Here is a 23,910-nt window from a genome sequence, read left to right as displayed (position 1 = left end):
ATCCTGGAGTGATGCGCACGCATGCTGCCGGGCCGCAGGGGCAGCTGCCCATCACGGCGGAAATGCTGCTCACGCAGCCTTCAGGAAACCTCTTTGGCCTAAGCCAGGACGCAGGCATGGGCTGGGAGCCGTCGCGGCTGCTCGATCCTGAATTCCTTATTCTGAGCACCCACGGCGGAATGCGTGCGGAAGACGGCACGCCCATTGCTCTGGGTTTTCACACCGGGCATTGGGAGGTTGGTCTGCTGGTGGCGGAGGCTGCGCGCGAGCTTAAGGCGCATCGCTGCACTCCGTTTGCGGGCGCCTGCACAGACCCGTGCGATGGGCGGACGCAGGGCACGGAAGGCATGCTCGATTCGCTCCCGTTCCGCAATGATGCGGCCATTGTGCTGCGACGCCTGATGCGATCGCTGCCAACCCGTAAAGGCGTACTCGGCGTAGCAACCTGCGACAAGGGGTTGCCGGCGATGATGATGGCGCTGGCCTCATCAGGGAGGCTGCCGAGCGTTCTGGTTCCGGGCGGCGTTACGCTGCTTCCTGCACATGGCGAAGATGCAGGCAAGGTGCAGACCATCGGAGCGCGCTTTGCCCAGCACCAGATCACGCTTGAGTATGCGGCGGAGATGGGTTGCCGCGCATGCGCGACGCCCGGTGGTGGCTGCCAGTTTCTGGGTACAGCGGCTACGTCGCAGGTTGTTGCGGAGGCGCTCGGGCTCTCGCTCCCACATACAGCGCTTGGTCCTTCCGGCGAGCCCGTCTGGCTGGATGCGGCTGCGCGGTCTGCGCGTGCGATTCTGCGGATGCATCAGTTGCAGATGGGCACAAGCGATGTGCTGACCAGCGCAGCCCTGCGTAACGCGATGGTGGTGCATGCGGCCTTCGGCGGCTCCACGAATCTACTGCTTCATATTCCGGCGATTGCGCATGCTGCCGGGCTTCGACGGCCGGTCGCCTCGGAGTGGGCTGAAGTCAATCGTGAGACCCCGCGGCTGGTTGATGCGCTTCCCAATGGTCCCGGCAACTATGCGACGGTCCAGGTATTCCTCGCTGGGGGTGTTCCTGAGGTGATGCTGCACCTGCGCTCGGCAGGACTGCTCGACACAACGGTAAAAACCGTAACAGGAGAGAGCCTCGACAGTTGCCTTGACTGGTGGGAGGCGAGTCCGCGGCGCAAGCAGATGAAGCAGCAGTTGCTGCAGCAGGACGGAGTCGATGCGGATGACGTCATCATGAGCAGCGACCGAGCGCGCAGGCGAGGGCTGACTTCCACTGTCTGCTTTCCGGTGGGCAATCTGGCGCCGGAGGGCTGCGTCATCAAGAGCACGGCTATCGATCCTTCGCTGATCGATGCGGCGGGTGTCTATCGCCACCGTGGCCCGGCAAAGGTCTTCATTACAGAGGAAGCAGCGATCAAGGCCATCAAGGATGGCCGCGTGGGAGCAGGCGATGTGGTGGTGCTCCTTTGCGGCGGCCCGGCTGGAGCGGGCATGCAGGAGATCTACCAGATCACCTCGGCCCTCAAGCAGCTTCCGCATTGCAAGCATGTTGCCGTCATCACGGATGCGCGCTTCAGCGGCGTATCGACCGGGGCCTGTCTCGGACATGTTTCTCCCGAGGCGCTGATGGGCGGTCCGATAGGCCGTGTCCTCGAAGGGGACACGATCGAGATCATCATCGATCGTGAATCTCTGGTCGGCTCCGTGGATCTGGTTGGTGAGGGGAACGAGCGCTTCGACGCAGAGACAGGCCGCGCACGACTGGCGGCAAGGTTGCCGCGCCCCGATCTCGCGCCACATCCTGCGCTTCCCGTCGACACCCGGCTCTGGGCGGCGCTTGTGCATGCAAGCGGGGGCGTGTGGGGCGGCTGTGTCTACGACGCCGATATGATCATCGAGCGACTGCGGGGTAGCGCGTCCTCCGCCGATGACGCCCAGGGTACTGAGGCGCGGTAATCGAGCCTGCACCAGGGCCTCCATAAAGTTTTTTTGAAAAAGGAGCAGCAACGTGAAACTTTACCGAACGCGCCGCGGATGCTACGTGGAAGAAGCCGGATCGTATTTCCTTATTCCTGACCTGAGCTGGGATGAAATCGTGCAGCAGGAAAGTCTCGAGGATTTCTGCCGAGCAGTGGTAAAGGGCTCGACTGCATGTGCAGCCCCGGCAGCGTCCGATATTCTCGCGCCAATACAGAGCCAGGAGGTATGGGCGGCAGGTGTCACCTACTATCGCAGCCGCAATGCGCGCATGGAAGAGTCAAAGGATGCGGGCGGGGGCGACTTCTATGACCGCGTGTATCAAGCGGAGCGGCCTGAGCTCTTCTTTAAAGCCACAGGTGGAAGCGTAGTGGGCTCTGGTGAGAAGGTGCGAATCCGCAGCGATGCAAGGTGGTCTGTACCTGAGCCGGAGATGACGCTGCTCATCAACGCGCGTGGAGAGATTGTGGGCTACACCATCGGCAATGATATGAGCTCGCGCGATATCGAAGGCGAGAATCCGCTCTACTTGCCGCAGGCGAAGGTCTATGACGGAAGCTGTGCGCTTGGCCCTTGCGTATTCGTCTCGCGAGAGCCGCTGCCGCGCGAAACCCGAATCGAGATTGCAATTGAACGAGCAGGCAAGACGGAATTTGCCGGTGCTGTGCAGTTGACGGAACTCAAGCGCGATCCGGAGACGCTGGTCAGCTATCTTTACCGCGACAAGAGCTTTCCGCAGGGCTGCTTTCTGATGACCGGTACTGGTATCGTGCCTCCGGACTCGTTCACACTGATGGGCGGCGACACGATCCGCATCACGATTGAAGCTGTAGGGACTCTTACCAACCAGGTCGCCTGAAGACAAAAATACAGCAGCGTATCTGGACTTAGACACGCTGCTGTATTGGACGGTCAGCTCGCAGCAATCGTCGAGGCGACGAATACCCACTGGCCTGCGTTCTGGAAGAGTAAGCCATGCACTCGCAGCGTTGTGCCTGCTGGGATAGCGGTCGCGCTCTCCACGTTGGTTGCGGTCTGCTGGTAGACCTGGATCGTGGTTGCTCCGGTGAGAGTTGTGAAAGCACAGCCCGGCAGCAGCGTGAGGACGAAGCTGCCAGAGCTGCCCGGTCTGATTGTCACGTCAGTCGTTCCGCGGAAACCCTGCTCCTGCAGACGGACGTCGGAGGCGGTGATGGTGCCGACCGATCCAGCTGATCCACTTACTGCAATGCCGGTTGCTTCACTGATTGGCAGAACGCTCTGTCCCGCGTAGATATGGCTGGCGTCGAAGGCAGGCGTGACGGGCAGCCCGGTCAGGTCAACCCGATCATCGTCGATTTCATACTCGGTTGAGGAGGTGAGATTGACGGTAAGCGGCTGCGACAGGTAAGAGGTCATCAGGCTGGCGCCTGCGCCATTCTGCATGACGAGGGTCAACTGAGTAGCCGGCATGCCCACAACCTGCGTGATGATTCCACCGCCCATGATGCCGCCGGAATTCATCCTCGACCTGATGCGGGTAGCGAGCAGCGTGCCGTCAGACTGCAGCGATGCAGTGACCAGTACTCCCATCCCTGTTGCCACCATGGACATATTGCTGACCTTGCCCTGAAACTGAGTGGCTGAGTTCACCTTGAAGGTGAAGGTGTTAGTGGCCTGAAGAGGAACGATGCTGAACGATGTTGCGGAAGCATTGCTGACGACCCCGAGCATCTGCTGCATGCCGCCGTTGCGTGATCCGTTGCCGGCGCCCGCGCCCTGCAGGCCTGCAGACGTCTGGAACGTAGGACTGAAGCTCAGGTTTCCGCTGTTGTCCATCGTTACTGATTTCTCGAGATCGAGGTCAAAGTTGAATGCGTAAGGAGTGGCCCCCACCGTGACTGGCGAAGTGAAATCGATCTTCGCGGTGAATGGTCCCTGAATTGTCTTCTGCACCATGGCTTTTGTGTTCGGATCAAGGTAGCTCACGTTGCACGAAGCGATAGTGATGGTAGCGCCGTTGTAGGTATCCTGCGGAACGGGCACCATCGCAATTGGCTCCATGATGCCGAGCCGGTGGATCATCTCTACCGGCAAAGACGCGCTGACGACGCCGACGGAACCATTGCTGCCGGTGAGGTTCATGGAGGTGATGTTCATGGCGAAGGCCAACATCCAGTCCGCTGGAGCATCTCCCATGTTCACCTGCACGGTGGAACTCTGCGTAGTGGGAGTGGGCGTTGGGGTGGAGCTGCTGCTGCCTCCACACGCTGTCAGAATAACGAGGAGGCAGGCACTCAGCACGGCTGCAAGTTTGCTTGCACTGGATGCTGGGATAAGACCACGATAGAAGGTTGGCTTTGGCATGTACTACTCCTTTCGGGATACCAGCGAGTGATGACTTCGTCGCTTTGTTGCGACACAGCCTCGGCTGTTTGCCGACTCCCAGTGTTCTGATTTAGCGCTCGGCGGCAGCCTGGTGGATGTGTCCCCGGTCACATCACATGCGCGGGCTGTGGATCGAGAGTCAGTCAACGGAACACTCTGAAGCGCTAAGCTCAGCCGTACAAGAGAGGTATGGGGCGGCCCCAGTCAAAAGTAGTTTGCCTTGCGATGGTTGAGTGCGTTTTACTGCAAGCATCATGTTTAAGTTCTGCCTTAGATCAGGCGCTCTCCTTTCTCTTTTAGGTTGTGTACCCTTTGCTGTCTTCGCACAGGCCACAGCATCGTTTCATGCAACGGCGCTCCCCAATGGTGTCGAGGTGCAGCGCGATGGAACGACCATGCGCGTCGTTGCTCTGCGCGATGATGTACTGCGAATTACCGCAGGCCACGACGGCAGGATGCCGGAGGATGCTTCCTGGGCCGTGCTGCCGCAGGCGATGAAGGCAGCGGTCAAGGTAGTGCAGGATAGTGGAACCGCGGGCGCTTCATTCCACACGGAGGCCTTGCGCGTCAGCATCTCGCCTGATCTCAGTCTTACCGTGAAGGACGCAGCCGGGAATGTGGTGCAGCAGGATGCAGCGCCACTGGCCTGGCGCAAAAAGGGATTTGAGCTTGCGAAGGTCAAGCGTGATGACGACCACTTCTTCGGGCTCGGCGACAAGACGGGGCCGCTCGATCATGCAGGTTCAAGTTACACGTTGTGGAATACCGATACCGGGTTTCAGGAATCGACAGACCCTATCTACAAGAGCATTCCATTCTTCATGGAGTTCCACGGCGGCAACGCAATGGGAGTGCTGCTGGACAGCACGTGGCGCACCTACTTTGACTTCGGCAAAGAGGATCCTGCGCAGTACACCTTCAGCTCAGCGGGCGGATTGGTTTCCTACTATCTGATGTATGGCCCCACGCCGAAGAAGGTCATCGAGGATTATGCATGGCTCACCGGACCAACCCCGCTGCCTGCACTGTGGACGCTTGGCTTCCAGCAATCGCGCTACAGTTATGAAACTGAAAACCGGCTCATGACTGTGGCGCATCGACTGCGCGCGGATAAGATTCCGGCCGATGCGCTCTATCTCGATATCGACTACCAGGTGAAGAACCGGCCCTTCACTATCAATACCGAGGCCTTTCCCGATTTTCGTAAGATGGTCGGCACTTTGAAGCAGGATCATTTTCATCTGGTGGTGATCACCGATCTTCATATCGCCAACCTGCCTAACCAGGGATACGCGCCTTACGACTCCGGCGTAGCGGGCAATCACTTCGTCAAGAATCCAGACGGAACGAACTACGTTGGGCCAGTGTGGCCCGGACCGGCAGTCTTTCCTGACTTCACGCGCAGCGTTACACGAGATTGGTGGGGAAGCCTCTACAAGAATTTTGTCGCCGATGGAGTTGCGGGATTCTGGAACGACATGAACGAGCCGGCCATCTTTCGCTACCCGTCGAAGACCATGCCTGATGATGTGCAGCACCGGATCGAGGAGCCGGGCTTCAAGACGAGGACGACATCGCATCTGGAGATACACAATGTCTTCGGCATGGAAAACTCGCGCGCCACTTATGATGGTGTGCTTAAGCTGAATCCAGACGCTCGGCCGTTTGTGCTGACCCGTGCCACCTACGCTGGCGGCCAGCGGTATGCGGCCACCTGGACAGGGGATAACGATGCGACCTGGAATCATCTCCGCATGACGATTCCGATGCTTGAAAATCTGGGCCTGAGCGGATTCGGCATGGCGGGTGCGGATGTAGGCGGCTTCAGCGGCTCGCCCTCAGTTGAGCTGCTTACTCGATGGATCGAAATCGGAGCCTTCCAGCCCATCGATCGCGATCACTCTGCGAAGAATACGCGCGACCACGAGCCCTGGGTTGACGGACCTGCCCAGGAAGATATCCGACGCAAGTTCATCGATGAGCGCTACCGCTTGATGCCATACTTCTACACGGTCGCGGAAGAGATGTCGAGAACCGGGCTGCCGATCATGCGTCCGCTCTTCGTTGAGTTCCCGCATGCCACAAGCGATGGCCATCCGCTTGATCTCGATGCCGGCGGCCATTTCATGGTGGGCTCTCAACTGCTGGTTGCGGCCTCACCGTCGCCGGATCAGATCCGGCCTTATGAAGTGCACCTGCCGCCCGGCACCTGGTATGACTACTGGTCGGGAGAGCGCTACACCCGGCAGAATCCAGCAAGCCCCAACGATACCGAGCGCCACGATCTGGTGCAGCTCGATAAGCCGATCATGGTGTTGCCAAAGCTCGATGAACTGCCGGTCTATGTTCGTGGAGGAACGGTGCTGCCCATGGCTCCGCTGGTGCAGAGCACGGATGAAACGCCGAACGGGCCGCTGACTCTGCGGGTCTACCCGGGAGACAACTGCCACGGTGCTCTCTACGAGGATGCCGGAGACGGCTTCGCTTATCGAAGCGGAAAGTATCTGCGCCTGCGCTTCACCTGCGAAACACAGCCGGACGGCGCTCTGACGGTCCGCATGGAGCCACAGCAGGCAGGCTTCAAGCCATGGTGGAAGCAGGTGCGGATCGAGGCCTACGGCTGGACACCCAAGGCGAAGCAGTTGACGGCAGGAACGCAGAAAGTTTCGCTCACCAAAGAGCATGGCGCGTGGAGCGGAACTTTCTCCGCAGACCCGGAGGCAAGTCTAAAGGTCGTCCTGAGATGACGGACTGCTGCCGGTGATAAAAGCGCCGGCAGCAGCGGGTGTTCAGGCTTTCTTTGCGCGGGGGCGGCGTACTGTGGCTTTCGCCCTGGCCTCAGCCGGGATGCGGGCTGTGGATTGTGCCGAGGCAGGAATGTTCGATTCCGATGCCTTGCCTTCGGCCACCTGGATCAGAAACTGCTGCGAATCAAAGGCGGTCTGTTGTTTGTCCCGCATCTCTCGCAGCCGCAGGTAGCTTCCATCCGACTGCAGCAGCCTGGTCTTTTCCGTGTCGGCAAGATAGGCCGCGAGGATCTCGTTGCGAAGCCGCGAGCGAATCTGCGCGTCGCGGATAGGGAAGACAACCTCGCAGCGCTCAAAGAGGTTGCGAGGCATCCAGTCCGCGCTGCCGCAGTAGATCTCCTCGGCATCGCTATTGGCGAAGTAGTAGATGCGGCTGTGTTCAAGGAAGCGGCCAACAATGGAGCGAACGCGTATGTTGTCACTCAGCCCTTTCACCCCGGGCCGCAGCGCACAGATGCCGCGCACGATCAGGTCAATCTCGACCCCAGCCTGCGAGGCCGCGTAGAGCGCATCGATGATGCTGTGTTCGAGCAGGGAATTCATCTTCGCGATGATGCGCGCAGGCTTGCCGGACTGGGCGTGCTCCGTCTCCCGCTGGATGAGCCGGATCAGGCTCTCTGCGAGGGTGAGCGGCGCGACCAGCAGCGGCCCGTAGTCGTCTGACTCCGAGTGCGCGGTGAGATAGTTGAAGACATTTTGCACGCTTGCCGTAATCTCAGGGTCGGCGGTCAGCAGGCTCAGGTCAGTGTAGAAGCGCGCGGTATTGGGGTTGTAGTTGCCGGTGCCGAGATGAGCATAGCGACGTACCACGCCGTCCGGGTCGCGACGCACCAGCAGGGCCATCTTGCAATGAGTTTTGAGGCCGACGATGCCGTGGAAGACCTGAACTCCGGCATCTTCAAGGTTGCGCGCCCAGCGTATGTTTGACGCTTCGTCAAAGCGGGCGGTCAGTTCGACAACAACGGTGACCTCTTTGTCCTGGGCTGCCTCGATGAGCGCCTGGAACATGGGCGAGTCGGCGCTGGTGCGATAGAGCGTCTGTCGCACAGAGATGACTCTCGGGTCCTGCGCGGCAGATTCAATGAAGCCTGCCACGCCATCGTAGGAATCGAATGGATTGTGGATGAGAATATCGCGGTGGCGAATTTCATCGAAGAGGTCGGCCGACTTGCGGTTCAGGCGAAGCTCGCGCGGCGTGAAGGGTGCGAATTTCAGATCGGGCCGTGGAGTGTCGCTGTAGAGATTCATCAGGCGCGACAGGTTGACCGGGCCGGGCGTTCGGTACACCTGCGATTCGTCCAGTTCGAAATTGGTGCGCAGCCGCTCGATAACCTCTGCGGCAGCGTCACTCTCGATCTCCAGCCGGACTGCGTCACCCTTGCGGCGGTTATGCAGTTCACCGCGCACCGTTTCCAGCAGCGAGCGCGACTCTTCTTCCTGAAAGTAGAGGTTGCTGTTGCGGGTAACGCGGAAGGCCGCGCGCGAAAGGATTTCGTAGCCGCGATACATTGAGGCCGCATGCTGCTCGATGAGGTTGGGCAGGTAGAGAAAGTCATGAGTGCCGTCGGTGGAGGGCAGCGGAACGAAGCGCGGGAGCGCCCGCGGCACGGTCAGTACTCCCAGCACCGGTCCTGCACTGCTGCGCCGCTTGAGCCGCAGCAGCAGCGCCAGGCAGAGAGCCTTGTTGAGGACGCGCGGAAAGGGATGGGCCGGATCGATGGTGATCGGCGTCAACAGCGGATCCACCTCGCGCTGATAAAAGCTGGTGGCTGCCTCGCGGGCATTCTCGTCGAGCTGATCCCAGTTCAGCACGCGGACTCCGGCAGTGTTCAGCGCCGGGAGCAGGCGCCGATTCCAGCATTCATATTGCTCGGCGATGAAGGCGTGCATGTTCTCTGTGAGGGAATCGAGAGCCTGCTGAGGAGTCAGACCGTCCGGGCCCGGCTCGATGGCGCCGTCTTCAATGCGCTGGAGAATGCCTGCAACGCGAATCTCGACGAACTCGTCGAGGTTGCTGGCAGTGATGGAGAGAAATTTGACCCGTTCGAGAAGAGGATTCTGCTCATCCTGCGCCTCTTCCAGTACGCGGCGGTTGAAGCTGAGCCACGACTCATCGCGGCCAAGGAAAACATTTTGTGGCACAACCGTCTTTTTGCCCATAGAGGGAGCGTGCGTGTACTCCGGGGGCCGAAGGCCCGCAGATGCATCTATTGCAGCACATTCTATTCAATTGGATGCGAATTCCTGCCGTCAAATTCTGCTACCCGGCATGAGACAATACCCTATCACCATGAGAAGGAGCGCGTGATACCTATGAAGAACTGTGAAGATGCGAACGGCGCAGGACTGGCGCAGGATGCCGCAGTGGAACTCTTTCAGGTGGCTGCGATGCTCCTGGGCGACGAGAATGAGGCCGTAGGCCTCGTGGAGCAGACTGTCAGCTCCGCGGAAATAGACCCCTGTCTCGATCCGGATGCGGCGCGCACCATTGCCACCGGCAAGCTGGTGGATGCCGCAATCTCCCTGCTCCAGACGAGCGATCCCTCCGGCTTCCGGGCTGCATCCGCTTCAGGAGCGGCCACCATCGACTCCTGCATTGAGAGCGATGACATTGCGGCGGCCGGGCTCACCCCGGACGAGCTCGAAAACCTGATCTCCGGGAATGGGCGTTCACGCCTGCGCGCGTGGCTGCGGGAGCTGCCTGTCGCCCAGCGTGCCGTTTTTGTACAGCGGGCCGTGCTCGGAGAGAGCAACGCCGCGGTGGCAGCCCGGCTGTCAAAGAATTCCGGAGCCGAGGGTCAGCCGTGGACGGCCGAGGCCACCGGGAACACTTTCCGCCAGGCGCTCTGCTCGCTGGCCAACTCCCTGGTGCATTCCAACGAGGCGCAAGCCTCCGTCTAGCGGCCGGAATGAAAGTTTTCGGAATCGCGGAAATTCCTGAATTGTTTCTGTAGATGAGCGCATCCAAAGTGCGTAACTGGTTGAAACAGAATCCCCGTCAAGCAGGAGCAGAAGTCACTGTGGTGAAAGCTGGCAAAGGCTGGCCTTGGAAATCTATGCGAGATGTGGCTTTGCTGCTGGCTGTAGCATGGCCAGTGGCTGGGTACGCCCAGGCGCCGGGAGGTCTCTCAATACCCGGAGGCGAATCGAGCAGCGGGTCCTCCAGCCCATTTCAACTGAGTCAGCAGCAGACGGCGGACGCCTCCTATAAAGGAAGCGTCTCGGAAGAGAAGCCGACCTCCGGAACCCTGCAGCTTTCCCTGGATCGGGCGATCCAGATGGGCCTTCAGCACAACCTGGGGCTGGTTCTGAACAGTACGAACCAGACGGCAGCGGGCGGCCAGAAGCTGGAGCAGTTGCAGTCGTTGCTGCCTACCGTCAACGGCAAAATTACGGAGGCTGTCCAGCAGACCGATCTGCAGGCTGAAGGGCTGCGGATCCCGGGATTTCCAGCGATTATTGGACCCTACGGATATACGGATATTCGTGCCACGCTGAACTGGACGTTGGTGAATGTGGCATCGCTGCAGAATTACCTGGCATCGAAGCACAACTTCCAGAGCGCCAGGCTGTCCCTGCAGGACGCGCGCGACGAGGTGGTGCTCACAGTGGGAAATGCCTATCTGACGGTGATTGCCGACGAGGGACTGGTGGCCGCGGCTCAGGCCCAGCTGGACACCTCCAGGATTTCGCTCGATCAGGCGGTGCAGAACCACCGGGCTGGCACAGCTCCCTTGATTGACGAGCTACGCGCCAAGGTCGATTACCAGACGCAGCAACAGGCTCTGATTGCCTCAAAGAACGCGTATGAAAAGGATAAGCTGGCGCTGGCGCGGGCTATCGGCCTGCCTCTCGCGCAGGACTTCGTCCTGTCAGATCAGGCACCGTATGTGCAGCTGGACAGCGTCGATCCAGAGACAGCGGTAAAGGAAGCAATCGACAATCGCTACGACTACAAAGCGATGCAAGAGCGGCTGCTCGCTGCCGAGAAGGCGCGCAAGGCAGCTACGGCGGAGCGGTATCCGACCCTCGCCTTTGAGGGCGATTATGGGGATATCGGCGTCAATGTGCTGCATTCGCACGGCACCGGCGATGCTGTCGGAACGCTGACCGTTCCGATTCTGAACGAGGGCAAGTTTCGCGGAGACGCGACGCAGGCGCAGTCCCAGCTAGAGCAGGAACGGGCTCGTCTGAGCGACTTGCGTGGGCAGATCAGCGCGGACGTCCGCGACAGCATCCTCGACATTCAGTCTGCGCAAAAGCAGGTGCAGGTGGCGCGGAATAATGTCGATCTCGCCAAGGAAGAGCTCAGTGAAGCGCAGCAGCGCTACGCAGCGGGAGTTGCAGACAATCTGGCCGTGAGCCAGGCCCAGCAGTCACTGGCCCAGGCAGACAATCAATATGTGAACAGCCTTTATCAGCACAATATCGCGAAGCTTTCGCTCGCGCGCGCTCTCGGCGTGGCTGAGAAAAATTACAAGGCTTACGTGGGAGGGAAATAAGTTGGCCGAACAGAATCCGGAACAGCAGAACAAATTACAGGAGCCGGAGAGCCCTGAGAACCCACGCCAGAAGTCCCGTCGCCGCTTCGTCATCATTCTGGTGGTGGCTATCGTTGTGGTGGGGGCGCTTCTCTTCTGGTGGCACTCGACGTACTACGAAGATACGGATGATGCGCAGATCAACGGGCACCTCATTCAGATCAGTTCGCGCATCAACGGGCACGTCATCAAGGTGAACGTCGAAGAAAATCAGTTTGTCGAAGCAGGCACGGTGCTGGCCGAGATAGATCCAAAGGATTTCGAGACAGCCGTGCAGCAGGACGAGGCCAATCTGGAAGCTGCCGAGGCCAACTATGAAGGCGCCCGCGTTAACATCCCTGTAATCCACACCAATACAGGGTCTAACCTCGCGTCGGCAAATGCAGATGTCTCAAGCGCACAGTCGGGCATCGCTCAGGCGGAGCAGCAGTTGGAAGCTGCGCAGGCCCAGGTGGCCCAGGCTGAGGCGAATGCCACGAAGTCACAGCTCGATCTTGACCGCTACACGCCGCTGGTGCAGCGCGACATCATCTCCAAGCAGCAGTATGACTCCGCCGTTGCGGCTGCACTCGGTAACAAGGCGGCTGTCTCGCAGGCTCAGGCAAACCTGATGGCGGCGCGCGCCAATGTGCGTATGATGCATGACAAGCTGCTGCAGGCACGGTCGCAGTACAAATATGCGCAGACCGGACCCCAGCAGGTCGCCATGCAGAAGGCCAAGGCAGATCAGGCTGCGGCGCAGGTAGAGCAGGCACGGGCAGCTCTTGCGCAGGCCAAGCTCAACCTGAGCTATACCAAAATCGTCGCCCCGGTGACCGGCATCGTAACGACCAAGAGCGTGGAGGTTGGCCAGAATGTGAGCATTGGCCAGAACATGATGACTCTGGTCTCGCTCGATGACGTTTGGATCACCGCCAACTTCAAGGAAACGCAGCTCGAACACATGCGCGCCGGGCAGGCCGTCACCTTTACGGTGGATGCGTATGGCGGCCGCAAGTATGACGGCAAGGTGACACAGATCGGCGGCGCAACTGGGTCGGTTCTCAGTCTCTTTCCGCCCGAGAACGCTACCGGCAACTACGTCAAGGTCGTGCAGCGTATCCCGGTTCGCATTGATCTGACAAACACGAACGAAAACTCAGACCACCTGTTGCGGCCCGGCATGTCAGTTGAGCCGAAGGTAAGGGTCAAGCGCTAGAAGTTGAAAGCGGCTCCTGCAGCCAGGCTAATCCCTGGCTGCGGGAGCCGCTTTTCATTTTTTAGATTGCAGCCGGATGGCACCGGCAGGCATCGAAGGCATAAGAAGGAGAACTCCATGAGCACTACTGCACTTAAAGAAGCTCCGGCGAAAGGCCGCGATCTGATTACGCCGCACTGGCGCCAGCACGCTAAGGAAATCCAGAAGTACGGCACCGTGATCCGGGATCTGCCTATCGGCCTCAGCGAAGAGGTGCGTACGGAAATTACTGCCCGGCTGAACATTCTGCTTGCCGATACTGCCAGCCTTCGGGATCTGTACAAAAAGTCACATTGGCAGGTTGGCGGCCCAACCTTCTATCAGCTTCATCTTCTGTTTGACAAGCACTTTGCCGAGCAGGTGGAGCTTGTCGATCTCCTGGCTGAGCGCATTCAGATTCTCGGTGGTGTGAGCCTAGCCATGGCCCACGATATTGCTGAGAATACCCGCCTTGAGCGGCCGCCACGCGGCAGGGAAGAGGTTCCTGTGCAGATTTCGCGACTGCTGGAAGCTCATAAGATCATCATCGAAGACGCACGCGCGCTGGCTAAGAAGGCGGCGGACCTTGGCGACGACGGTACCAACGACCTGCTGGTGAGCAATGTTCTCCGCACCAGTGAAATGCAGGTCTGGTTCATCAGCGAGCACCTGGTGGATATGCCTCTCGTGCACGCGAAGTAAACAGAGCAGCAGTCATTTTTTAATATTCGCCGGACCTCCCTGGGGTCCGGCGTTTCCACTTAATGGGTGCGAGTCCTTCGCGAGCCCGGTACCATCTAAGATGTCAGCAGAACTATCATGCCCGTCGCGCTCGATTTTTTCGTCAAATACGGTTACGCCATCCTCTTCCTCTGGGTAATGACAGAGCAGCTTGGCGTGCCTGTCCCGAGCATTCCGCTGTTGCTCACTGCGGGCACCATGACGGCGACGCACCAGCTGCATCTGCCGTTTGTATTATTGGCGATCCTCGGTGGCAGCCTGGTGAGCGATGTGCTCTGGTACTTCATGGGCAAGCGCTATGGCGGTGCGGTTGTACGGCTGATGTGCCGCCTGTCGATGGAGAAGTCCACCTGCGTACGCCGCACGGAAGATTACTTTACCAAGCATGGCTCGGGAACACTGCTGATTGCCAAATTTGTGCCGGGCCTGGGGACCGTGGCTGCGCCGATTGCAGGGCAGACCGGCATGGATTTTCGTACCTTTCTGCTCTACGACGGAGCAGGCATCCTGCTCTGGGCCCTGGCGTTCACCATGTCAGGCAGGTTCTTCGGTGACGTGTTGAAGCATCACCCAGGTGCATTTGAGTGGGTTACTCATTTCGCCGTCTTCCTGTTCGTACTTCTTGTCATCGCCTTCCTGCTCTATCGCATAGTGAAGCAGCGCGCCTTCCTAAGAGAGATCAAGATGGCGCGTCTGGAGCCGGCGGAGCTGAAGGTCATGATGGAGAGCGGCCGCAAGCTCTACATCATCGATCTGCGCCATCCGTTGGATTATCTTCCTGATCCACGCACCATCCCCGGCGCTGTGCTTTATTCTCCCGACCGGCTCATGGAGAGCAGCGGCGAGATACCACGGGATCGCGATGTGGTGCTTTTCTGCACCTGTCCAAGCGAGGCGACCGCAGCCAAGATGGCATTGGCTCTTCGCAAGCACGGCATTTATCGCGTGCGTCCCCTGCGGGGCGGCTTTGATGAATGGAAAAAGCTCGGCTTTCCCCTGGTAGATATTCTCAATCAGCCTGAGGAGGATGTCGTAAATCCCACAAATGTGCGACCTCAGGAAGCCTGAAGCTGTGCTAAGGTCAGCTATAACAAACCATGGCCTGGACAGAAACCTATCACTGCGATGTATGCGGCAAAGCGAAGAATGAGTCAACCGATTGGTGGCTGGCCTGGGGCGAGGAGTTTGCGCCCGTGCCCGGCGCTGAGCCTCAGCCGCTGCTCAAGCTGACTCCATGGAATCTACTGCTCTCCCATGATGCGCAGGTGAAGCATATCTGCGGCGCACGTTGCGCACAAACCCTTATGGATCGCTGGATGACAGCCAGCGGCGAGTGACCCGGTCCTCCCTTTTGAGGAGGGCCCAGGCTTATCTCACTTCTACAACTGCCAGCCCTTGCGGCGGCAGAGTCAACGTCAGCTTCCCGTCCTTGACCGGGACGATCTCCGGTGCTCCAAGCTGACCGACCTTTCGCAGGGCTGCAATCTGTTTCTCGCTGGGATCCTTCGGGCTGCCCATGGATTTCCATGCATCGAGTGTATCTCCGTGCGCAGCGTCGACGCGGGCAATGCTCGCCGACGCGCCGCCTTTGACGCCCACAAGGGTCAGCGTAATGGTCTTGGGCGGCGCAGTCACCCCCGGTTCCACCAGATTCCAGGCGGCCAGCACCAGGGCGCCATCCTTGCGGCGCGTTACCAGCACATCGTCTGAGGAGACGGGCAGCAGCTCCGTGCCCAGCCTGTGCAGCAGGGCAAAGTCGTTGAAGGCCGGCTTGGGTATGCCGCGCTCGGCAATCAATCCGTAGCCGCCGTAGAACGGCGTCTTGATGACTCCCTGTTCCTCGAACACGTCGGAGAATGTCCAGTAGGACATCATCTCGGTCATGCCGTTGCACTCGCGGATCGTGTTCGCCATCCACGGCCCCATGTAGGTCGAGTCCGTAATGGCAGACTCATTCATATAGGTGGCGTTGAACTCGCTCCAGATAAGCGGCATATTTGGTTGCGCCGATGCCTTGATCTGGTCGTGCACCTTCTTGACCGCGGCGCAAACCATCTGGTGCGGAGCGATGGGGCGGTTATCTCCAAACACATCCTTGGAGACATCATTGCCATAGACATGCGTGGAGACGAAATCCAGCGGAACATGGTTCTGCGTGGCATGGGCGATCATCGCGTCCACCCATGCGGCCTGCGCGGTCGCTGGTCCACCGACGCGAATCCGGGGATTGACTGCCTTCAAGGCGCGCGCCGTGTTGTCATACAGCTCGAAATACGTCTGCTGCGCTGGACGCCCGGTCCAGAAGTCGATATTAGGCTCGTTCCACACCTCGAAATACCACTTGGACACCTCTTCGATTCCATAACGATCGACCAGATGCTTTGCAAAGGCGGTCATCAGAGCATCCCACTTGGCGTAATCCTTAGGCGGAGAAACGATCTGCTTGTACCAGAAGGCGTGGTAGTCCAACCTCTTCGCCAGCAGCTTCGGCATAAAGCTGATCTCGACAAACGGCCGGATGCCGTTCTGGAGCAGCCCGTCATAAATCTGATCTACATAAGAAAAGTTGTAGACCGGATTCCCCTGCGGGTCTTCGCTGTAGACGCCGTTCTCATCATCGAGAATCGCGTGGAAGCGGACGTATTGGAAGTCCGTTACCTTCTTTACCGTCTGCAGGTCGTCACGGTAGCTTTGCCTCATACTGAGGTTGGCGCGTCCGGAGCCAAACATCTTCTCCCAGTAGTGCGGGAAGGGTGTTCCCGCGGCGTGCGTGTCGACGGTCACCTGTTCGGATTGCGCACGGGCTGCCGCCGGGGTAAAGAGACAAGCTGACAATAGTAGAGAAGCGCACCACTTGAGCTGCATTCCTGGCCTCGCTGAATTCTTCAAAGTCTGATGCTACACGGGAGTCTCGCGAGCGCCAAAGATCGCCGTTCCCAGCCGAATCATGGTCGAGCCCTCTTCGATGGCGATCTCATAGTCTCCCGACATGCCCATCGACAGTTCGTGCAGGTCGAGCCTCTGGTGTTTCGCCGCCCATGCATCCCTGAGTTGTCGAAGTCTGCGGAAGCAGGCGCGCGCAACCTCCGGATCGTCATCGAGCGGCGCGACCGTCATCAGGCCATTAACCTTCAGGTTTGCCAGTCCCGGCAAGGCTTCGAGCAGCCGCTCGGTCTCTTCGCCTTCGGGCGAAAGTCCGCTCTTTGACTCCTCGCTGCTCAGCTTGACTTCAAGCAGTACCGGCATCACCCGGCCAGCCTTGGCTGCAGCTTCATTGATCCTTTTGGCCAGCCGTAGGGAGTCAAGCGTGTCGATGGATTGAAAGAGCTGCACCGCACGAGCTGCCTTGTTCGACTGCAGATGCCCGATGAGATGAACCTCCGGCGCCCCCGGAAGCTCAACCCCATCCAACTCGCGCGACTTCCGCTCATACTCCTGTACGCGATTCTCTCCGAACAAGGTAAGCCCCGCCCGGAGCGCCTCCACCATGGCCTCGGCAGGATGCGTCTTCGAAACCGCCATCAGGCGTATATCGGATGAATTGCGCCCCGCCCGTCGGCAGGCGTTTGTTATCGATTCAAGGGTTTGGGTGACGCCAACATAAATATCGCTAGACATGGGTTAATCCAAAAAGTAACGACTTGACATACCAAAAAGCAAATATGTGGTCAAGAGACTTCATACCGAATTTCATATATAAGCGGAGCCTCTTTCCCTGGACGAGCTCCTCTCATCTATCTAAGTCATTTTTAATGAAATATTTGCAGAGAAACTGAAAAGTCCAAAGTGTGTGGCTGCTCGATTGCTTTTCAGTGGGCCGAGTCAAGAAACAGAGTACAAATCAGTACCTAGCAGGCAACTTAAGAGAGCCGTTGGCAGCGTAGTGGGACTTCACAACTTGGAAATCAGAGGGTTTTGAGATGACTTTGAAAGATAGGTGTAGGGCCGTTTTTGGAGGTTGCATCCTTCTTGCCTTGATGTTTGCAGCTGTTCCATCGTTGCTGTGGAGTCAAGGTATTACGACAGGCGGAATCGCGGGAACCGTAGTCGATCCAACCGGGGCAGTTATTCAGGGGGCTAAACTTGCCGCGGTCAATGTCGAGACCGGCGCGAAATTTACCCAGCAATCGCAAGCGGACGGCAACTTCAGTATCCTCAACCTGCCTATCGGCCAGTACGACCTGACCATCGATGCGGCAGGGTTCAATTCCATCAAGCTGCAGAAGGTAAAAGTTGTTGTAGGCCAATCGCAGATTGGCAAGCAAGTGTTGAAGCCGGGCGCAAGCCAGACCGTAGAAGTCACAGACGAGAGCGCGGCGCTTCTGAATACGACTGATTCGCAAATCTCCACCATCTTCTCGTCACAGCAGTTATCCAACCTGCCCCTCCAGGGTGGCTTCGACGCGGTAGCCCTGTTGCAGCCGGGCGTGGTGCTGACGCATGCCAGCAGCTTCTCAAACAATAATGGCGCTTCATTCTCGTCCCAGGGGCAGCGTGGACGATCGAACAATTTTGAGCTGGACGGGCAGTCGAACAACGACAACTCGGTTGCAGGACCGCAGGTCTTCTTCTCCAATCAGGATGCGCTTGCAGGCGTACAAGTCATCACGAATGACTTCAGCGCACAGTACGGTCGCAATACCGGATCGGTGGTGAACTATCTCACCAAGTCCGGCACCAATCAGATTCACGGATCAGCATTCGAGTATTACGAGGGAAACTGGGGTGAGTCCTTTGCCCAGAATCAAAAGGATCCCTCGCTGGGATTCTGCGCCACAGGACAGGATCCAGTCACCACGGGTTACGCTCTGCCGGTGCTGCAGCGCTTTGTGCAGAACCGCTTCGGAGGCACCCTGGGCATGCCGATCATCAAAGATAAGCTCTGGGGCTTCGGCAGCACGTATTTCAGCCGGAATCACGCTGGAGGCGGCCTCTCCATTTCCGGTCCCTCTAACCTTACCCCTACGCCTAACGGGCTCCAACAGTTACAGGCAGCCTTTCCAAACAACCCTGCCGTTGCGGCAATGGTGAACAGCGGGCCGTATTCAATCAAGACAGGCGGTCCCCAGGTCTTTGGCGCTACTAAGGCGATCACGGTATCGGATGGAACCACATCTGCGCCGATTGAGTTTGGACAGATCTCCCGCGGCGTGCCCTCGCAGACAAATGATCAGGAAGACATGGGACGTCTTGATTGGCAGCCAACGACGAAAGACCACTTTTTTGCAAGGTACTTTTATCAGGACGATCCGACGATCGAAGCCGGGGGGAATGTGGCGGCTGGCGCCTGGTATGACGTACCGGACACTGCTCACTCAGTAGGTGCTGACTGGACCCGGACCTATTCACCTTCGTGGGTAAATCAGATCCGTTACAGCTTTCAGCAAACGAAGCTCTTCTTCCAATCGGGCGCGCAGGCTAACTGCACTGTGAACACGCCCGGTGCCTGCACCTCCTCGATCTCGCTGGGATCTCCTTTCCTTGGTTACGGCTACCCTAACAATCTGCCGCAAGGCCGGGTTGTGAAGAATACGCAAGTACAAGACAACGCAACGTGGATCCGCGGCAATCACACCCTCTACTTTGGTGGGGAGTGGGACTATCAGAACTCACCGAATGGATTCCTGCCCAACTACAACGGCACTTACAAGTTTGGAAGCTTCAGCAAGTTCCTGCAGCAGTCTGGTACTGTTCAGCTCTCGAACGGCAACTACAACCTTCACTTCACAGAACCAGATGCTGCCGGATATATCCAGGATGTGTGGCGCGTATCTCCTGCCCTCACGCTGAATACAGGGTTGAGGTGGGAGTTCTTCGGGCAGGCTGTCAATCTGTTGCATGACGAGACAGTCGCCAGGGAATCCAACCCGGCAACGGCTTTTTGGGATACCTCTCTGCCACTTTCAGAGCGGACATTCCCTTCCGTCGCAGAAAACTATAAGAACTTTCAGCCCCGGTTTGGCTTCGCATGGAACCCGCAACAGCTCGACAATCATCTGGTCGTCAATGGGGGATTTGCGATCAACTTTGATCCGGCGTTTTACAACATGTTCCTGAATTCAGCGACGGCCGCGCCCGTTATCAACGCCGGACCTGCCGAGGCTTGCGGTGGCGACTGCCTGCCGTCGGGCGGCATAACCGGATCCGAGACCCGCGCAAAGAACCTGGGAACAATTCCGCTGGGTGTTAACCCGAACACGCGTCCTTACACCCTCGTTCCAAGCAACTTCCACAATCCTTATACGGAATCCTGGCAACTTGGTTTTGAGTACGGACCGAACAGCTACATTGCCATTCAGCTCCGTTATGTGGGCAACCACGGCGTAGGTAATTTCCAGAGCCTCGACGCCAACCCCAACCTGTTGGCCACGGCTCAGGCGTTCCCCAATGTCATCAGCCCAGCTCTCTTCTGCACTGACACTACAGCCATTGGTTATGGAAGGCCCAATTGCAACAATGCAGACGTTCGCCTTCGCGCGAATACTGCCTTCTCCAACTACAACGCATTAGAGTTCCAGATAGATACGAAGGCATGGCATAACCTGACCACAACCTTCAGCTACACCTACAGCCGGGCGATCGATAACACATCGGATATCTTTGGTACGTTTGGCGGCGGGAATACCATTACGTTCGCTCAGAATCCATTCAACAGCAACGTGGGAGAGCGCGGTCAGAGCGGAATTTCAGTCCCCCATGTCATTAACGCTTCCTTTGTGTACGATCTCCCCTGGTATAAGGGCCAACACGGTCTGATGGGAAGACTGCTTGGCGGTTTTGAAATCAGTGGGCTTTATAACTTTGACACGGGGCAGCCTACCACTCCATTCCAGTTCCAATATGGCGCATTCGGATTCCCTGAAATGAGCAGCTATTGCGATACTGGCTTCAACAACAGTTTCAACAGCAGCGTAGATACCTGCCGTCCGATTCTTTCCAATGCGAAGGCTCCTATGCGCGCGGTCGGTATCTTGAACGGTGCGCTTGCGGATGCGCCTAATGGCGTAACACCTGGCACCTACTATGATCTGCAGTCCTGGCTCAATTACATCGAAAACGGCACAGCGCCAACTGCAGTTACGGCCACCTCCGAGCGCTGGCTCTTCAACAACAAGGCTATCGCGAAGCTCCTGGGAACGCCTTTTGGTGGTGTGGGCAGGAACACGTTAGGCTCGCAAAACTACAACAACCTGAATGCAACCATCCTTAAAAACACCCGGCTCACAGAAAGCGTGAAAATGCAGTTCTCGATCAGTGCATATAACGCTCTCAACCGCCAATACTTTGGAACACTTGATCCAGAGATCGACGATCCTACCTTCATGGACCAGACCCAATGCGGTCCTGTGTGCTCGCAGGGGGGAAGCAATAGAAACGTTGAAATCGGAGCAAGGCTTCTCTTCTAATCGTCCTTTCACATCCCAACAATTAAAAAGACCAGCGAAGGTAACCTTCGCTGGTCTTTTCTTTTGCGGGAAGCATTGCAGCAGGAAGAGTGGACGTGAACGTTCATTCGTTGAGCCTGCGCCGACCGCAGACGATTATCAGGGTCCGCGATGGTGAGTCGCGAACCCTCATTGTAGAGGTCTTATGCTTTGACCTTCTTGTCGCGTTCCTTTGCCGAGTCGAGGGGGTATTGCGGCTCCGTCATGCGGACCGGGTCGAGAATCTCGGCAATTTCCTCTTCGCTGAGCAGCTGCTTCGAGCGTGCGATGGAGATGATCGATGCGCCGGTTGCGACCGACTCCTTCACAATCTCAGCTGCCTTGGCGTAGCCGATGTAGGGGTTCAGCGCCGTGGCCAGCGAAACCGTGCTCTGCGCGTAGAACTGGCAGCGCTCTGCATTGGCAGTGATGCCGGCAACGCAGCGGTCGTTGAATTGGTGCAGCATGTTGGCGAGGATGGTCGTACTCTGGAGGACGTTGTAGGCCATCGTCGGCATCATCACGTTCAGTTCAAGCTGTCCGCCCTGCACCGCCATGGCGACAGCAGCATCGTTTCCGACGACCTGAAAGCTCACCATCGCGGCGAGTTCAGGCATCACCGGGTTGATCTTGCCCGGCATGATGGAGGAGCCAGGCTGCAGGCTGGGCAGATAGATTTCGCCGAAGCCGGTGTTCGGCCCTGAGGAGAGCAGCCGGACATCATTCGAGATGCGGATGACTTCGAGCGCAATGCCACGCAGTGCAGCGCTGACATCAGCCATGCAGGCATTGGACTGCATCGCCCAGCGCATGTCGCTGGCAGGCGTCAGATCCTGGCCGGAGAGACGCGCGAGGTTCGCGACCGCCTTCACTCGGTAGTCGGGGTGCGTATTGATGCCCGTGCCGACAGCACTGCCGCCGAGGCCAAGCTCGCGAAGGGAGTCGGCTGCCAGTTGGAGAAACTTTTTACCCTTTTCGATGGCGAGTCCGTACGCGGCAAACTCCTGCCCGAGACGAATTGGCACAGCATCCTGCATGTGGGTGCGGCCCGACTTCATGATGCCGTCGAACTCTTTGGCCTTCGCAGCAAAGGTTGCCGCAAGTGCGTCGAGAACAGGGTAGAGGGTTTCGAGATTCAGCAGGGTGGCAACGCGCATCCCGGTAGGGAAGACATCATTGGTGGACTGGCCGTAGTTGACATGGTCGTTCGGGTGGACTTGCGCATACTCACCGAGGGCTCCGCCGAGAATTTCATTTGCCCGGTTCGCCAACACCTCATTGGTGTTCATGTGGAAGCTGACACCGGCGCCAGCCTGGAAGACGTCGACTACGAATTCACTGTTCCACTTGCCGTCGATGACTTCCTGCGCGGCCTGGATGATGGCATCGGCGCGGTTGTCCTCGATGAGGCCCAGTTCCTTGTTGGCCTCTGCTGCGGCTCGCTTCACCATTCCAAAGGCGCGGATCAGCTGCGGGTGCGCGCGCATGCCTGAGATGGGGTAGTTTTCGACAGCGCGTGCGGTCTGCGCTCCGTAGTAAGCCTTGGCGGGTACTTCGACGAATCCAAGCGAGTCTTTTTCTTTGCGAACTTCAGCCATGGTTCTTCATGCTCCTCTTTAGGGAATGATAAACAAGTTTGCCGCCGTCAAACGGCTGCCGCACCGGCCAAGGATTAGCTGCCGATGAAGCGGGCATAGAGGCTGCGTGCCTGGGCGACATCGGTTGTGCCCTGTACCAGGGCGCGACCATCGGGGAAGAGAGTAATGGTGTGCGGGCCGCGCTCAAATCGCAGCAGCAGGTTGTTGTACTTCACGGTCCCATGCGGTTCGAGCCGCAGTTTCATCTCATTGAAATCCACGGGCCGGTGATGCTCATGAATCTGCACGGAGTTGCGGCCGCAGAGAGTGATGTGCGGTCGTCCCTCGCCGCGCAGATGGCGGAAGTCTCGCTCCTTGCACACCTCGCAGCCCATACGGGGCCGGTCGGCGCGGACCTCGCTGCGTTCGTTACTCCACAAATCGTGGGAGAGCATGGTCCGGCGCATGGCGCTCTTTGCCCCGACCAGAAACTTGAGCGCCTCGGTCACTTCGATGGACGCGGCGAGATTGACGGCCGTGTTGAGGATGCCCGCGGTATCGCAGGTCTCGACCGCGCCTCCCGGCGCCTTCGGAAAAATGCAGGCAAGGCAGGCGGTTTCCTCGGGCAGCACGTTCATCGTGAGCGCATAAGCTCCGACCGCGGCTGCATAGATCCACGGCTTGCGTTGCTCCACCGCGTAGTCGTTGAGCAGGTAGCGGGTTTCAAAGTTGTCGGTGGCGTCGAGCACCAGCTGTGAGCCGGCAAGCAGCTCATGGATATTGCCCGGGGTGAGATCGGCAATGTGGGCGTCGACGGTGATCTCGCTGTTGAAGAGACTGATCTTGCGGCGCGCGGCCTCCGCCTTGGGCAGTGCGGCCAGCGCATCGGCCTCGTCAAACAGGACCTGCCGCTGCAGATTGCTCTCCTCAACATAGTCGCGATCGATGAGGGTAAGCCTGCCGATGCCAGCGCGGGCCAGCAGGCTGGCGGCAGCTGCACCGGTCGCCCCGCACCCAACTAATGCAACATGCGCGCTCGATAACTTCTGCTGACCTTCCTGGCCGATGCCGGGGTAGAGGATCTGGCGGGAATAGCGATCAGCGGCTGAAAATTGCGGGTTCACTGACATTTAGTATAGAGACTGATCGGAATTACAATTCTGCTGTACTCATCCCAGTTCATGGCTACACAGAAGCATTCCGGCATCCAAGCCTTTTGCCAGGCAAGGTTTCGAGGAATTCATTGGGTTTTATTTGCGGGTCA

Annotated in this window: 16 protein-coding genes; 10 read left to right on the top strand and 6 right to left on the bottom strand. The window is 58.4% G+C overall.

Translation table 11 applies throughout. The features are described from left to right. The first annotated feature begins 11 nt into the window (after nt 1-11). Together C7378_RS09435 and C7378_RS09430 are read left to right on the top strand one after the other, a co-directional pair. On the top strand, nt 12-1,952 hold the full coding sequence (locus tag C7378_RS09435) for a YjhG/YagF family D-xylonate dehydratase (protein ID WP_131995171.1): 1,941 nt from the start codon (nt 12-14) through the stop codon (nt 1,950-1,952). 52 nt (nt 1,953-2,004) lie between these two features. Then, nucleotides 2,005-2,832, top strand: a complete 828-nt coding sequence (locus tag C7378_RS09430) for a fumarylacetoacetate hydrolase family protein (RefSeq protein WP_131995168.1) — start codon at nt 2,005-2,007, stop codon at nt 2,830-2,832. 53 nt (nt 2,833-2,885) lie between these two features. On the opposite strand, the gene C7378_RS09425 is transcribed toward C7378_RS09430, so the two are convergent. Then, complete coding sequence (locus C7378_RS09425) at nt 2,886-4,319, bottom strand: DUF5666 domain-containing protein (RefSeq protein ID WP_131995165.1); 1,434 nt, start codon at nt 4,317-4,319, stop codon at nt 2,886-2,888. A gap of 275 nt (nt 4,320-4,594) precedes the next feature. Here C7378_RS09425 and C7378_RS09420 point away from each other — a divergent pair, with 275 nt between their 5' ends. Next, the gene (locus C7378_RS09420; protein WP_131995162.1) at nt 4,595-7,087 is read left to right on the top strand and encodes a glycoside hydrolase family 31 protein; all 2,493 of its coding nucleotides are present in this window, start codon (nt 4,595-4,597) and stop codon (nt 7,085-7,087) included. A gap of 42 nt (nt 7,088-7,129) precedes the next feature. On the opposite strand, the gene ppk1 is transcribed toward C7378_RS09420, so the two are convergent. Beyond that, on the bottom strand, nt 7,130-9,307 hold the full coding sequence (gene ppk1, locus C7378_RS09415; RefSeq protein ID WP_131995159.1) for a polyphosphate kinase 1: 2,178 nt from the start codon (nt 9,305-9,307) through the stop codon (nt 7,130-7,132). A 153-nt stretch (nt 9,308-9,460) separates the two neighbouring features. Here ppk1 and C7378_RS09410 point away from each other — a divergent pair, with 153 nt between their 5' ends. From C7378_RS09410 to C7378_RS09385, 6 genes are all read left to right on the top strand, one after another. Further along, nucleotides 9,461-10,048, top strand: coding sequence for an RNA polymerase sigma factor (locus C7378_RS09410; RefSeq protein ID WP_131995156.1), 588 nt, complete (start codon nt 9,461-9,463; stop codon nt 10,046-10,048). A gap of 155 nt (nt 10,049-10,203) precedes the next feature. Then, nucleotides 10,204-11,649 carry a TolC family protein gene (locus tag C7378_RS09405; RefSeq protein ID WP_131995152.1) on the top strand — a complete coding sequence of 482 codons (1,446 nt, stop codon included), beginning with the start codon at nt 10,204-10,206 and terminating at the stop codon, nt 11,647-11,649. 1 nt (nt 11,650) lies between these two features. Next, entirely contained in the window at nt 11,651-12,886 is a 1,236-nt protein-coding gene (locus tag C7378_RS09400) for an HlyD family secretion protein (RefSeq protein ID WP_131995149.1), read from the top strand. Nucleotides 12,887-13,003: 117 nt separating this feature from the next. Further along, nucleotides 13,004-13,606 carry a Dps family protein gene (locus tag C7378_RS09395; RefSeq protein WP_131995146.1) on the top strand — a complete coding sequence of 201 codons (603 nt, stop codon included), beginning with the start codon at nt 13,004-13,006 and terminating at the stop codon, nt 13,604-13,606. A 117-nt stretch (nt 13,607-13,723) separates the two neighbouring features. Next, a complete protein-coding gene (locus C7378_RS09390) occupies nt 13,724-14,713 on the top strand; it encodes a DedA family protein/thiosulfate sulfurtransferase GlpE (RefSeq protein WP_131995143.1) in 990 nt (329 codons plus the stop codon). Nucleotides 14,714-14,742: 29 nt separating this feature from the next. Further along, the gene (locus C7378_RS09385) at nt 14,743-14,982 is read left to right on the top strand and encodes a hypothetical protein (RefSeq protein WP_131995140.1); all 240 of its coding nucleotides are present in this window, start codon (nt 14,743-14,745) and stop codon (nt 14,980-14,982) included. A 31-nt stretch (nt 14,983-15,013) separates the two neighbouring features. On the opposite strand, the gene C7378_RS09380 is transcribed toward C7378_RS09385, so the two are convergent. Continuing rightward, on the bottom strand, nt 15,014-16,480 hold the full coding sequence (locus C7378_RS09380) for a GH39 family glycosyl hydrolase (RefSeq protein WP_341539138.1): 1,467 nt from the start codon (nt 16,478-16,480) through the stop codon (nt 15,014-15,016). Nucleotides 16,481-16,543: 63 nt separating this feature from the next. Next, nucleotides 16,544-17,263 (bottom strand): YggS family pyridoxal phosphate-dependent enzyme, encoded by a 720-nt coding sequence (locus C7378_RS09375; protein ID WP_131995134.1) that lies wholly within the window; start codon nt 17,261-17,263, stop codon nt 16,544-16,546. 359 nt (nt 17,264-17,622) lie between these two features. On the opposite strand from C7378_RS09375, the gene C7378_RS09370 reads away from it, so the two are divergent. Continuing rightward, entirely contained in the window at nt 17,623-21,051 is a 3,429-nt protein-coding gene (locus tag C7378_RS09370; RefSeq protein ID WP_165876726.1) for a TonB-dependent receptor, read from the top strand. A 182-nt stretch (nt 21,052-21,233) separates the two neighbouring features. Here C7378_RS09370 and C7378_RS09365 read toward each other — a convergent pair whose 3' ends face one another. Further along, nucleotides 21,234-22,667: an aspartate ammonia-lyase gene (locus tag C7378_RS09365; protein WP_131995128.1), complete on the bottom strand. Its 1,434-nt coding sequence runs from the start codon at nt 22,665-22,667 to the stop codon at nt 21,234-21,236. Nucleotides 22,668-22,741: 74 nt separating this feature from the next. Next, complete coding sequence (locus tag C7378_RS09360) at nt 22,742-23,776, bottom strand: ThiF family adenylyltransferase (protein ID WP_131995125.1); 1,035 nt, start codon at nt 23,774-23,776, stop codon at nt 22,742-22,744. Nucleotides 23,777-23,910 lie beyond the last annotated feature (134 nt).

This window comes from Acidipila rosea, from assembly GCF_004339725.1.
GTDB lineage: Bacteria > Acidobacteriota > Terriglobia > Terriglobales > Acidobacteriaceae > Acidipila > Acidipila rosea.
The sequence above is the reverse complement of the archived record's forward strand: the minus strand, read 5'-3'. Positions and strand labels throughout refer to the sequence as shown.